At 34.2% G+C, this 13,076-nt stretch carries 11 protein-coding genes; 3 read left to right on the top strand and 8 right to left on the bottom strand.

The genetic code is table 11. The features are described from left to right. Together KA824_RS07105 and KA824_RS07100 are read right to left on the bottom strand one after the other, a co-directional pair. Positions 1 to 464, bottom strand: a 464-nt coding sequence (locus KA824_RS07105; protein ID WP_210133249.1) for a YSIRK-type signal peptide-containing protein, incomplete at its 3' end; no start/stop codon positions are given. A 377-nt stretch (positions 465 to 841) separates the two neighbouring features. Then, positions 842 to 2,170, bottom strand: coding sequence for a sodium-dependent transporter (locus KA824_RS07100; RefSeq protein WP_107383752.1), 1,329 nt, complete (start codon positions 2,168 to 2,170; stop codon positions 842 to 844). A 279-nt stretch (positions 2,171 to 2,449) separates the two neighbouring features. Between KA824_RS07100 and brnQ the strand changes: the two genes are divergently transcribed. Together brnQ and KA824_RS07090 are read left to right on the top strand one after the other, a co-directional pair. After that, positions 2,450 to 3,754: a branched-chain amino acid transport system II carrier protein gene (gene brnQ, locus KA824_RS07095; protein ID WP_107385679.1), complete on the top strand. Its 1,305-nt coding sequence runs from the start codon at positions 2,450 to 2,452 to the stop codon at positions 3,752 to 3,754. Between the two features lie 263 nt (positions 3,755 to 4,017). Then, the gene (locus tag KA824_RS07090) at positions 4,018 to 4,389 is read left to right on the top strand and encodes an iron chaperone (RefSeq protein WP_107385678.1); all 372 of its coding nucleotides are present in this window, start codon (positions 4,018 to 4,020) and stop codon (positions 4,387 to 4,389) included. A 77-nt stretch (positions 4,390 to 4,466) separates the two neighbouring features. Here the strand turns inward: KA824_RS07090 and KA824_RS07085 are convergent, their stop codons facing one another. Further along, positions 4,467 to 5,207: an alpha/beta hydrolase gene (locus KA824_RS07085; protein ID WP_181187399.1), complete on the bottom strand. Its 741-nt coding sequence runs from the start codon at positions 5,205 to 5,207 to the stop codon at positions 4,467 to 4,469. A 454-nt stretch (positions 5,208 to 5,661) separates the two neighbouring features. On the opposite strand from KA824_RS07085, the gene KA824_RS07080 reads away from it, so the two are divergent. Next, positions 5,662 to 6,891, top strand: a complete 1,230-nt coding sequence (locus KA824_RS07080) for a pyridoxal-phosphate-dependent aminotransferase family protein (RefSeq protein WP_107383756.1) — start codon at positions 5,662 to 5,664, stop codon at positions 6,889 to 6,891. A gap of 110 nt (positions 6,892 to 7,001) precedes the next feature. On the opposite strand, the gene KA824_RS07075 is transcribed toward KA824_RS07080, so the two are convergent. The 5 genes from KA824_RS07075 to KA824_RS07055 form a co-directional block, all read right to left on the bottom strand. Continuing rightward, entirely contained in the window at positions 7,002 to 8,210 is a 1,209-nt protein-coding gene (locus KA824_RS07075; protein WP_107385677.1) for a CynX/NimT family MFS transporter, read from the bottom strand. 104 nt (positions 8,211 to 8,314) lie between these two features. Next, on the bottom strand, positions 8,315 to 9,265 hold the full coding sequence (gene arcC / locus KA824_RS07070; protein WP_107385676.1) for a carbamate kinase: 951 nt from the start codon (positions 9,263 to 9,265) through the stop codon (positions 8,315 to 8,317). A 13-nt stretch (positions 9,266 to 9,278) separates the two neighbouring features. Next, the gene (locus KA824_RS12965; RefSeq protein WP_107383759.1) at positions 9,279 to 10,049 is read right to left on the bottom strand and encodes an oxamate carbamoyltransferase subunit AllH family protein; all 771 of its coding nucleotides are present in this window, start codon (positions 10,047 to 10,049) and stop codon (positions 9,279 to 9,281) included. Next, entirely contained in the window at positions 10,046 to 11,311 is a 1,266-nt protein-coding gene (locus KA824_RS07060; RefSeq protein WP_107385675.1) for a YlbE family protein, read from the bottom strand. The genes KA824_RS12965 and KA824_RS07060 overlap by 4 nt, the downstream gene beginning before the upstream one ends. A 1-nt stretch (position 11,312) precedes the next feature. Then, positions 11,313 to 13,073 carry an acyl-CoA synthetase FdrA gene (locus KA824_RS07055; protein ID WP_107385674.1) on the bottom strand — a complete coding sequence of 587 codons (1,761 nt, stop codon included), beginning with the start codon at positions 13,071 to 13,073 and terminating at the stop codon, positions 11,313 to 11,315. Positions 13,074 to 13,076: the final 3 nt, after the last annotated feature.

Genomic DNA, 13,076 nt, shown 5'->3' with positions numbered 1-13,076 from the left:
GGATCTACTTCTTCTGATGTCTCATTTTTCGCTTTGTCTTGCTCGTTGTATTCTGGATCTACTTCTTTTGATGTTTCATCTTTTGTTTTGTCTTGCTCGTTGTATTCTGGATCTACTTCTTCTGATCCCTCGTTTTTTGTTTGGTTATTATTATTTTCTACGTCTAATTTTTCATTATTTTCGTTTTCTGCTTCAGTCGTAAATCTATCATTATGTAAGCTTTGATTATCTGAAGTTTGTTTATCATTCTTATTAACCGGTACACCACTATCCCCAGTAGCGTTATCACTATTTGTTTCCCCAACTTTTTCCCCAATGTCTTGATAGTTCATTTCACTTGTTTGTTTTTCTGTTTCTGCAGCTTGCGCACTGTCTACACCTATAAATAGTAAAGAGCCAATCAATATAGATGATGCGCCAAAAGTGAATTTACGAATACTATATTTGTTTTTTTTCTGTTCCATACTAAACACCTCTTGGTTAATAGAATTTAATAAATAACAAACTTTCTTTTGCTAAATGAATAAATTTAAAATAAAACGTGGCACTAATTCGAAAAATTTACCAAAAATCTCTTTCATAAACTACCACTCCTTTCAGAAAACGTTTTCAAATAATTATAAAAATTAAATTATCTATTTAAAACAATTGATACAACACAACAATTTTTTTAAATAAATAATTTAATTTGACTTTACTAAACAAATAAAAAATAGTCAACAATATAAATAAAAATATAATAACTTAATTTATACTTTACAAATTATTTAAAAAACCCCTTATCAACAACCAATTTTTACATTGATATGATAAGGGGTGAATGATTAATGTTATTTAATTTCTATAAAAATTGGACGACAAATATTAATATAATAACGATTGGCAAGATAAATTTGATGAGATAATACCAAGGTATAAACAATCTTAATTTATCTTTTCCAAAATGTTCTTTTAATGCTTGTTTATCGAGCAATTGTCCTACAACAAGTGTTGTTCCTAACGCACCTAACGGCATTAAAATATTAGAAACTAAAAAATCCATATTATCAAAAATAGTTCCTGCTGCAAATTTTATATGACTTAAGCTTCCAAAAGACAGTGTTGCGGGAATACTTATGATAAAAACAAGGATACTTATATAAAACGATACAGATTTACGTTTCGAATTATCATTTTTAGTAAAGTTGGACACATTGAGTTCAAGTAACGAAATTGAAGAAGTAAGTGCTGCAAATAAAAATAATATTAAGAAAATAAAATAGAAACCTGGACCATATGCCATTTGATCAAATACTTTTGGTAACACTTTAAATAGTAAACCTGGACCTTCAGTCGGACTATAGCCAAAAGCTGAAATCGCAGGGAATATTGCTAAACCTGCCAACACAGATACTAGAATATTCATCGCTACAATCGAAACAGCCGAAGTTTTAATCGTCATTTCTTTAGGTGCATAACTAGCATATGTAATCATACCTGTTGTTCCTAATGAAAGTGTGAAAAATGATTGGCCTAGGGCAAATAAAATACCCTCTATTGAAATATCTTCTATTCGTGGTTGTAATATATATTTCAAACCTTCAAATGATCCATCTAAAGATAACGATTTAAAAACAATAATAATAAGGAAGATAAATAGTAACGGCATCATAAATTTAGATGCTTTTTCTAATCCTTTTTCAACCCCCATCATTACGATGAACATCGTTAACAAGATGAATATTCCTTGACCTGTAATGGTCAACCATGGATTACTAATAATTGATTCAAATGCTATGTGGCCTAATTTATCACCATTAAGCGAGAATATTTGAAGTAATACATTGAATATATATATGATAATCCAACCACCGATAACACTATAAAATCCAAATAAGATAAATACAGCTAAATTACCATTCCAACCTATAATATTTAACCATTTTTTATTTGTTAATTTTTCATATATTTTAGTAGTATACGTTTTGCCCATTTTACCTACTGTAAATTCCATCATTAATAATGGCAATCCTACAAGCAGTGTGAATATTAAAAACATTAATAAGAAAGCACCACCACCATATATACCTGCCATATATGGGAATTTCCACATTGCGCCTAGTCCTATTGCGGATCCAGCACTTGCCAATATGAAACCGAGCGAGGACTTCCATTGTGATTCATTGTGCATCGTTCATACATCCTTTACACCCTATTATTCTTCATTACGTTAAAGCGTTCATGTAACATAGAAAACTACTATAACATTTTTTTGAATTGAGCTCAATAGTTAATTGTTTAAAACACTTGATATTACAGTTTTCTTTACTATTATGACATTAATAAATCAATTTAATTAAACATCTTACATGGTTTAATTTTCTGAAATTTCATTGAATTCATATAACTTTTGTGTTATATTAATGTATGTTTTGCAACAAATAACTTTAAAAATAATAGAGGTATTAAAATGAATAGACTCATACTGATTTCCGGTCTTATGTTATTCTCATTTTTCTTTGGAGCCGGAAATCTAATATTTCCACCTATGTTAGGATATACAGCTCAAGAAAATATGTGGGTTTCAATGATAGGATTTTCAATCACCGGTATTTTATTGCCATATTTAACAGTCATCGTAGTAGCTTATATGAATGGTGGCGTTGAAAGTATTGGTAACAAAGTCCATCCAGTATTCGGTACGATTTTTGCAATCTGTATTTACGCGTCTATTGGCGCATTATACGGGATTCCACGTGCTGCAAATGTCGCTTATGAAATTGGTACAAAAAATGTTTTACCTGTACATAATCAATTAACTTTAATTATATTTTCAGCAGTCTTTTTCTTAGTTGTTTACTTGATTGCACTTTATCCAAATCGAATCATAGATAATTTAGGTAAATACCTAACACCTATTTTAATATGCATTATCGCTATTTTATGTATTTTAGTGATTATCAATCCTGAAGGTTCAATTGGTAAAGCTGGTGGCGACTTTGCGCAAACTCCACTTGTGTCAGGTATCTTAGAAGGTTATTTCACAATGGATCTCGTTGCTGCACTCGCTTTTTCAGTAGTAATTGTACAAAGTTTTAAATTACATGGTGTTAATGATCCAAAATTATTAGTTAAAAATGTTGTGAAAGCTGGTTTTATTTCGGCTGTACTGTTATTTATCATTTATTTTGCTTTAGCCTATGTTGGCGCAACAACCGATCAGACAGGCTTTAAAGATGGCACAGATATTTTAACTTTTAACTCATTACGTGTGTTTGGTGCTTTAGGAAACTTAATTTTTGGGATAATTGTGATATTAGCTTGTTTAACAACATGTATTGGACTTGTGAATGCTTGCTCAGCATTTGCAATGAAAAAATTACCAAAAATTTCTTATAAATTATTTGTACTTATCTTTTCAATATTAGGTTTTATTGTTTCTACATTAGGATTAGAGCTTATTTTGGAAATTGCTGTACCATTACTTACATTTATTTATCCAACATCTATCGTATTAGTGCTTATTTCGTTATTGAGTATATTTATCTCATTTGAAATGAAATATAGCTTTATCATACCAACGATTGCAACATTGATTATTTCTTTATTACAAATATTAAATGATTTTAATTTAATTAAAGTACTTAATGTTGTATATGCGCATTTCCCATTAGCGAATATCCAACTAGCATGGTTGATACCATTTATGGTATGTCTGCTAATCGGTATCATTATCGATTTCTTTTACGCTAAATCGCAAACTGAAATGACTTAAGTTAGTGCGTACTGTTAATCAAACGATATGCCAACACATATCTATTCTCATCAATACATCCCTTCAAATATGGGGTGTATTTTTTATATGTAAAATAGCAAAATGCCAAAAGGGATTTCTGAAATTATCATAAACTGTTTATACACTCAAATTGGAAATTTAGATTAAATTCACTCGCCTATAAAGTGATATATTTGCATGTAATTGATATAATACGCTTACGCTATATAATAAAATTCACACTTTAAGGATGGAGATATTGTATGACTGAATTTAATGACTTTTTACAGTCACTGGAAAATGACAAACAAACAGCCACGATGGAAGCTATCTTTAATTGGATTTCTGAAACTTTTCCTGAACTCGAAACAACTGTAAAATGGAATCAACCGATGTACACGCATCACGGTACGTTTATAATCGCCTTTAGTAAGTCCAAACAGCATTTCTCAGTAGCACCCGAAGCTAAAGGAATGGCTGAATTTACGGAACAAATTGAAGCAGCTGGATATTCGCAAACCAATAATTTATTTCGTATTAAATGGACTCAAGACGTTAACTATGCATTATTGAAGTCCATTATTCAATTCAATATCGAAGACAAAGCGGATTGTACAACATTTTGGAGAACTTAATTTTAAATATATTGAAACAAAAAAGGATGACTTCTACTCCATTTAGTAGAAACCATCCTTTTTAATATTTTCATGGCTTATGTATAATCTTCAAAAAACGCGATAATATCTTGTTCTACTTCTAAATGACCTTCACCATACGTCATTAAATGTTTACAGGTAGCATAACCTTGAATTTCTTTATCCTCATGTGCAATTTGATCATAAATATAATTTGCACTAACTTCATAAGCTTTTTCATCCTGTTCGCCAAATTTTATAGCGATAGGAGCAGAAATCCGGTTTAAATTCGCCATCACATTATCAACAAGTTGTTTGAATTTATCAAACCCAGTGGTATAGGTTTCAATTTGGTCAATTTGTTGTTGAATTGTTTCTTGAGACAAACCTACTAAATTACCCATGCGTCCGCCATAAAATTCCAGCCTGCTCGCAAGTCCTGCATCATCTTTACTAAATGGTGTCGACATGACTGCAACAGAACTAACTTGTTTTTCTTCTGCCAATTTTAAAGACAAAATACCACCTAAAGATATGCCACATACACTTATATTCGAATAGCCCTTATCTTCTAAAAATCGATACCCTTCTAACGCATCTTGCCACCAATCCTCTGCGTCATAAGCCATCAATGATTCGAGTAATAAACCATGTCCTTTATAAGCAGGAACATAACAGGTAAAACCCGCTTTATTTAATTTTGTTGCTAATAATTTCACATCTCTGATCGTCCCTGTAAACGAATGTAATAACAATACAGCACGTTCAGAAGATTCATTTTCCAAAAATATTGGATTAGGTTCTTTTACATTTATCATCCATTGTCACTCCAACTTTTAACATCCATAAACATTGTAATAGAAAATCGTTACGATACAAAGAGATATGATTAATAAAAAACCAAGACCGTTCAAGTGATTATCGTAAAAAAATACAAGCCACTTCCTTAAAGGAAGTAGCTTGCTTCTATGAGGAAGTCTGGAAACATGCCTAAGCGCATGCTCACAGCGACCCATAGTGTGTGCATGCCCTTGGCATGCTTATATAGTGTACAATTTTATGTATCTTCTTTCAAACATTTATAAATAATGAAGTTATGGAAATTCATTTTATCTACATGCAAGTATATAAGATAATTTCTATTAAATTTCTTTATTTTTGTAATATTCAGATAAATTATCGTTAAATAATTATCGATTTTGACGAATATATATCAGCTTTAATAAAGTATAATATATAATGAAGGAATTTAAAGAAAACGAGGTAATAAATATGGATGATTTAAAAATCAACAAAAGATTAATTATGACACCCGGCCCTGTTAGCGTAGACCCCCGCGTTTCACAAGCAATGTCAAACTCTATCTTAGGTCAATTTGACTATGAATTTGTAGACATTATGAATCAAACGATGGAGCTAATTCGCAAATCATTTTTAACAAAAAACCAGTGGTCATTTCCTATTGATGGCACAAGTCGTGCTGGCTTAGAAGCTGTAATATCTAGTATTGTTAAGCCTGGTGATGATGTTTTAGTTCCAGTCATTGGACGTTTTGGCTATTTATTCGCTGAACTGGTTACGCGTGCTGGTGGTATCGTCCACAGCATTTATAAGCCAATGGGAGAGGTGTTTGAACAGTCAGAAATCATTGAAGCCCTAGATCAATATCAACCGAAAGTACTTGCTATTGTCCACGGTGAAACGTCGACTGGTAGATTGCAACCAATTGATCAACTTGGTCGTGCATGTAAAGAAAGAGGGATATATTCTGTTGTAGATGCTGTTGCCACATACCAAGGGATGGTTATCCCAGTAGATGAATGGGAATTAGACGCAGTCATTGGTGGCGCTCAAAAATGTTTATCTATTCCTTCAGGTATTACCCCAATCACTTTCAATGATAGATTTAGTGATGCCATCAATGCGCGCAAACGTGTAGAACTTGGTATTCGTTCTACTGAAACAACGGAACAAAATCATTTTATCAGAAGCAATTATTTAGATTTAACACAGTTACAAGACTATTGGAGTCCAAAACGTTTAAATCATCACACTGAAGCAACAACTTCAATATATGCGCTTCATACTGGTCTAAGGTTAGCACTATCTGAAGGTCTAAAAGCACGTGCTCAACGTCATACATTCCATCAAGAAGGTTTAAAATCAGCCTTGAAAGCACTAGGGCTAGAAATTTATGGCGATGAATCAAACGAAATGAAAATGGTGATATGCGTTAATATCCCTGATGGTATAGATGATATAGCATTCAGAGATGGTTTATTAAAAAATTATGGCATAGAAATTGCAGGTTCCTTTGGAGAGTTAAAAGGTAAAATATGGAGAATCGGAATCATGGGTTATGCTGTCCAAAAACAAAACATCTTAACGTTTTTAGCTGCATTTGCAACTCACCTTATTTCCCAAGGTCACATAAAAAACCTTGATCTAGAAACTGCGATTAAAACACTTGTGGATCACTATGATAACAATGAAATATCATAAACTTTTTAACACATCTTTTAATTAGATAAATCAAAAAGGTACAACTCCAAACCTAAACCGTTGGTGTCGTACCTTTTTTAATTTTACTTTTTAAATTTAAGTCTTTTCTACTATTCATCTTCTACAACTCTATTTTTAGCTGCTGGGTAACCAAAAATAAAGAATAGTAATGACATTAACAATAATGCAATAATACCTGATATCCAATTTCCCGTGTAATCATGTAAGTATCCAATTAAAAATGGTCCAATTGCTGCGATTAAATAGCCTACTGATTGGCCAAACCCTGATAACGAAATACTACCATCACTTGTCCGTGCGCGAATGGAAAAGAATGTCATACATAAACTAAAACATGCGCCCATTGCTAAACCAGCAATGACCATACCGATAACAAGTAATACTAATGACTGTGTAAAGAACAAGCCAAAACCAGTCAAGAATAAGATTGTGATAATAACGACCAATATTCGTTGGTCTTTCAATTTAGATGCTATTATTGGAAATGAAAATGTCATAGGTACTTGAGAAAATTGATTGAGCATTAATAAATAGCCTGCTGTAGATGGATCCACACCTCTATCCACTAATATCGATGGTACCCATGCTACAACGGTATAGAACACCATGGATTGGAAGCCCATCGTCAAAGCCACCATCCAAGCTAATTTAGATTTGACAATATTAACTTTCTTGTGATGTTTGACTTGTGTTTCATCAATTGTTTGTTTTTCTAATTTTGCACCTTTACGTGCTTTCGGTATCCATAAAATAATTGCGATAATCCCTAGAATAATCCAAAATGACAATGACAACCTAAAACCAAGCGGCGTTTGAGATAATGGGAAACTCAACCCACCACCTAAGCCTGCTGTAAAGTTCATAGTCCCGCTATAAATACCAGTAGCTATACCAATTTGCATCGGGAAATACCATTTCACATAACTTGGTAATACAACGTTACCAAATGCAATTGCTATCCCTAATACTAATGTACCTATAATGAATAAACTAAAATCTCCAGCTACACGCAAGTACAATCCAATAATCAGTAATATTGTGGAGTACAAAATTGTACGAGACATTGTTATACGTGATGTTACTCTCGATACTAATGGAGAAACAATCGCAAAAATAATGAGCGGTATAGTAGTTAAGATGCCAGCAACACTGTTATTAATTTCCATTACATGCTTAATCTCATCAACTACAGGCCCTACTGATGTGAGTGGTGCACGTAAGGTAGAAGCAATAAACACAATTGCCAAAATTACGCCCCAATTTTCTTTGATTCTATGTATGCGATAGGGTTCAGTCATCTTATACCACCTTTCTTCCAAGTCTTTTAATATAATAATACAACGAATCGAACAAATGAAAGCCATTTGAACGATTCGCAAATAATTGATTCTAAGGAACTCATCTATGATTGATCAACATTTAATAAAATACGTGTACCTGCTTTACCCTCTAATGCTTCGACTGCATCATCTAATGAACAGATAATCGCTTCTTTACCCATTTCAGCAAATTGAATCGCAGCTTCAATCTTAGGTAACATACTTCCTGCAGGGAATTGTCCTTCTGCAACATAAGCTTTTGCTTGGTCAACTGAAATCGTTGCTAATTTCTCTTCGTTCGGTTTACCAAAGTTCACACAAACATTTGAGACGTCTGTTAACATCATGAATGTATCTGCTTCAACTTGTTGAGCAAGTTTCAAACCAGAGCGGTCTTTATCAATAACCGCTTCAACACCTTGAATACTTCCATTTTCATCACGGTAAACTGGTATACCACCGCCACCAGACGAAATAACGATTGCTTGGTCAATCAATGCTTTGATTTGATTTACGCCGTGAATCACGAGTGGTTCTGGTGAAGGAACAACACGACGGTAACCTCTACCTGCATCTTCTACCATCACAAAACCATGCGTTTCTTCTAGGCGTTTTGCTTCAATTTCGTCAAAAAATACGCCAATCGGTTTTGTTGGATTATCAAATGCTTTATCATCTTTATCCACTTCTACCATTGTTAATAATGTTACCACATCACTTTGGATGTCTAACGCATGCAAATGGTTTTTCAAAGATTCTTCCATCATATAACCGATGAAACCTTGCGATTCAGCATTACAAGCGTTAATTGGAAGTGGATCAACAACGTCTTTTGCTGCTTCATTTTGTGCAATAATATTTCCGACTTGTGGTCCATTACCATGTGTAATGACAACGTTATGTCCAATTTTTTTCAACTCTGCCATTTTACGTGTAGCAGCAAACACATTTTTATATTGATTGTCGTATGACGCTTCTTGTTTAGGTTGTAAAATAGCGTTACCACCTAAAGCAAGTACAACACGCTTACTCATACGTTTCACTCCTTCAAGTTAATGCTACAAACATGCCATATACTGTGTCTCTTCCTGATGACGAACCTACTTTAAGCAGTCGATCAATGTTTGCCAGTGACGGTTCATGTTGTAACTCTGATATTTTCGAACTAAACAACCCTTGTTGTGCGCATTTTAAAAAGGTTTCTCCTACTAGTGTTGTTAATGGTTCATTAAGTAGGTATTTTAATTTTTCTAAATTTGGTTTTCTAATATATGGATCAGTAAAATGAATAAACAACATACCAGTTAGAATGTCATCACCAGAAGGCGTAAGCCCTTGTCCTCTACCAATTAGGTAGCGGTAATATTGTTCTACGGTTTCAACATCTTCATATTTAAGTGCATGTATAATTCGGCTCATTGTTTGGCGGTCAAAGTCACCTTCATCGTACATCGTAAAGTCATATGTCGATATATTTTGCTTTAGTTCATTATTATTTACCTTTTCAGCGAAGTCTTTAAATGGCAATGATGCAACATGCCACACAAGTTGGCATGTTTTACTCATATAAATAGTGTTAGGACCTATAGTGATTTGTTGGTTTAAGGAAATCTCATTTAACAAACTACGTTTCGTCTGTTGGTCTATTAATATACCAAATGGAAACATGCCATTTTCATCGGTACCTATAAATATAAGTTCTTGCGCATCGTTAACAATATTGAATCCTTTATTAAATATGCTATGCACATAAAAAGTTTGATGATTTGCTAATATTTCCTTGGCAATATTGCCTATAGCTGTTGCGTGGAAAATCACGCTTTAAAGCCTAATTTCTCTGCATATGCAGTAATTGCTTTTTCGAAACATTCAATCGGTGGGTGAACTGTACCTGCACCAATTTGACCATAACCAGCAATTTTATGTGCAATACCTGTATTAATAACTGGAGTAATACCTGTTTCAACGACTTTACGTGCATCAATGCCTAAGCAAGCACCTTTGAAGTTCCACGTAGGAATAGCAAAGTTTGGATTCTCACCGATACAAATTTCAGTCATTTCATTACTGATATCTAATGCATCATCAAAGCCACCAGTACCAACGAATCTAGTTACTGCTGGCGCAGCGATCATTGCCATACCACCAACACCGATTGTTTCAGTGATGGCAGAGTCACCGATATCAGTATTAGCATCTTCAGCAGAATAGCCTGTGAAGAATAAGCCATGAGGCGTATTGACTGGTGCAGTAAACCATTCATCACCCATACCAGCGATGCGAATACCGAAGTTTTCACCGTTACGACACATAGCTGTTACAACTGTACCGTGTTCGATTGTACGTGCGGCATCCATCATCGCTTTACCTGTAGCCATCGCTACGTTTAAGAAGAATTGATCTGTATCAGCTAAGAATTGTAACACCTCAGTACGTTTTTCTGCTTCAACATCGTCTAATGAGGAGATGATAGGCGTAACTTCTTTTAAGAAAGCTAATGAAGCTGCAATATTACGTTGGTGGAATTCATCACCCATTGCAATTGCTTTAGCGATTAATACATTAACATTTAAGCCATCGTTCATTTTGTGTAATGCTTTGCTTAATACTGGTCCTAAAACATCTTTCATCCAGTGTAAACGATTAACTACTGTATCATTATAAGCACCGAAACGTAATACTGCGCCGATACCTTCGTTCATTTGGCAATATGCTTCGTTACCTGTCTCTCTGTTTTCCACAACAAGTACAGGCATGTTAGCTGAAGTAATACCACCCATTGGACCAACTGCATTAACATGGTGACAAGGGATGAAAGTAATTTGACCTTCTTCTAACAATTTACGTGCATCTTGTTCATTATCTGCCCATCCTTCAAAAAGGATCGCACCGACACAAGATCCTTGCATAGGATCTGTCATATTTTCATATTTAATTGGTGGACCAGCATGTAATAATACATTTTCTTTGAGTTCAGGAATTTTAGATTTGGCTGGCACTACATCTACTAAAAATGGTGCTGCTGCAATCATCTTATCAATGACTGCTTGGTTAGCTTCATCTATTGTTTTATAAGCCATTTTATACCGTCTCTCCTTCATAATTGTTTAAGAATTGCAGTACTTTCATTAATTTTTCATCTCCACCTGCAATTGGGCGCCAGTTGAATTGAACGACTGGTGCATCACTTGCTTGAATTGCTTCAGTAAAGCTCTTCAATCCAATGTTAATCACACTTGGCTTCATATTTATTAAATTCATTACTTTTTCATCGACAGTTAAATCAACCGGTTCTGAATCAAATGATTTCGTTGCTAATTTTGGTTGAGCTACATTGCTACCAACTAAGTTAAGTGCAGTACGCACCATTTGATCGTTTGTTTCACAAACAATTGCGCCAGCTTCTGTTAACGTTTTAACTTGGCTATCATATCCCTGGTGGTCATGTTGCGTACCAACAACTGTAGCAAGAACCGCTAATGAACGACCGTTAGCTTTAACTTTTTCTAAAATCGTTTTGATTGTTGGTGCAAGTTCGCTAGCCATATCATCATGACTACCATAACCTATGACATTATCTAACATAATTACAGCAGTTGACGGATCATCAGAAGAAGTTTCTAACATTTCAATACGTTTGGATGGATCAATCATTGGATGCGGTCTACCTTGTGTATAAATGTCATCGCCCAAGTCGATGATTTCATGGTTTCCACCTTTATATGAGAAACCTTCTGGTGTTACTTCGCCTGAAGCGTCACCTAAAGTATCTTTAACTAACATAGCTGCTTCTGAAGCTAAAGTACCACCTGAATAATATCCTTTGATGCCATCTTGATTGTCAGCAAATTCAATACCAAGATTTTCTTTAAATGTTGGTTTTAATTGTGGCGTTTCATCATTAGACAATTGAACAGATACGCGTGCCGCTTCTTCTAATGTATATGCATGGTAAATATTTTCTTCAGTGTAAGTTGGTTTAGAACCTAAGAATAAGGTAACCACAGGTTTTTCAATATTACGTAGAAGATTTAATACTGTTTCTTCGACTTCTTTAGCTGGTGGTTTAGAAATAACAGTAATGACTTTAACCTTAGGATCTGCATTTAACGCTTTAATACTATCTAACATCGTGATTGCACCAACTTCAGTTGATAGGTCACGTCCACCAGTACCGATTGCGTTAGTCACGCCTTTGCCTTCACGGTCAATGATTGTTGTCACTTCTTGAATACCTGTACCAGAAGCACCAATAACACCAATGTCACCTTCGTTCACTGTGTTAGTGAAAGCAAGTGGTAAGCTATGGATAATACCTGTACCACAGTCAGGTCCCATCACTAATAATCCTTTTTCATGCGCCATTTGTTTTAAACGCACTTCGTCTGATTTAGCAACGTTATCACTAAACATAAATACGTTTAAATTATTTTTTAAAGCAGTTTCAGCTTCCATTGCCGCATATTGACCAGGGATTGAAATTAATGCCAAGTTTGGATTGTTTGCTAACTCTAAAGCACGATTCCAGTTTGAAGCTTCGTCTTGTTTTTTAGACTTGTCATCCTCTTCACCTTTACCTTTAAGTTCTGCATCTACTTGTTCATTAACTTCATCAACTTTTGATTCATCATCTGTATCTATGATGACTACAATATCGTTAGGTTTAGCGTTGTCTAATTCTGCAGTATCAAATCCTGATGATTTGAAAATATCTTTATTGGCAGGCGTCCCCATCATAATAGATACTTGGTTCACACCATCAATAGCAGATAATTTATTCGATAATAACATTAAGACAATCGAATCTTGGTACGTGTTTTCTTTAATTATTGTGTATAACATACT

This window comes from Staphylococcus sp. GDY8P198P (assembly GCF_017891615.1).
GTDB lineage: Bacteria > Bacillota > Bacilli > Staphylococcales > Staphylococcaceae > Staphylococcus > Staphylococcus cohnii.
Note: the sequence above shows the minus strand (reverse complement) of the source record. Positions and strands in the feature narration are given on the sequence as shown.

Coding starts and splice junctions, on each gene's coding strand:
- brnQ (WP_107385679.1), top strand. CDS start 2,450: ATGAATAGACTCATACTGATTTCCGGTCTTATGTTATTCTCATTTTTC.
- KA824_RS07085 (WP_181187399.1), bottom strand. CDS start 5,207: ATGATAAATGTAAAAGAACCTAATCCAATATTTTTGGAAAATGAATCT.
- KA824_RS07100 (WP_107383752.1), bottom strand. CDS start 2,170: ATGCACAATGAATCACAATGGAAGTCCTCGCTCGGTTTCATATTGGCA.
- KA824_RS07075 (WP_107385677.1), bottom strand. CDS start 8,210: ATGACTGAACCCTATCGCATACATAGAATCAAAGAAAATTGGGGCGTA.
- KA824_RS07090 (WP_107385678.1), top strand. CDS start 4,018: ATGACTGAATTTAATGACTTTTTACAGTCACTGGAAAATGACAAACAA.
- arcC (WP_107385676.1), bottom strand. CDS start 9,265: ATGAGTAAGCGTGTTGTACTTGCTTTAGGTGGTAACGCTATTTTACAA.
- KA824_RS07055 (WP_107385674.1), bottom strand. CDS start 13,073: ATGTTATACACAATAATTAAAGAAAACACGTACCAAGATTCGATTGTC.
- KA824_RS07060 (WP_107385675.1), bottom strand. CDS start 11,311: ATGGCTTATAAAACAATAGATGAAGCTAACCAAGCAGTCATTGATAAG.
- KA824_RS07080 (WP_107383756.1), top strand. CDS start 5,662: ATGGATGATTTAAAAATCAACAAAAGATTAATTATGACACCCGGCCCT.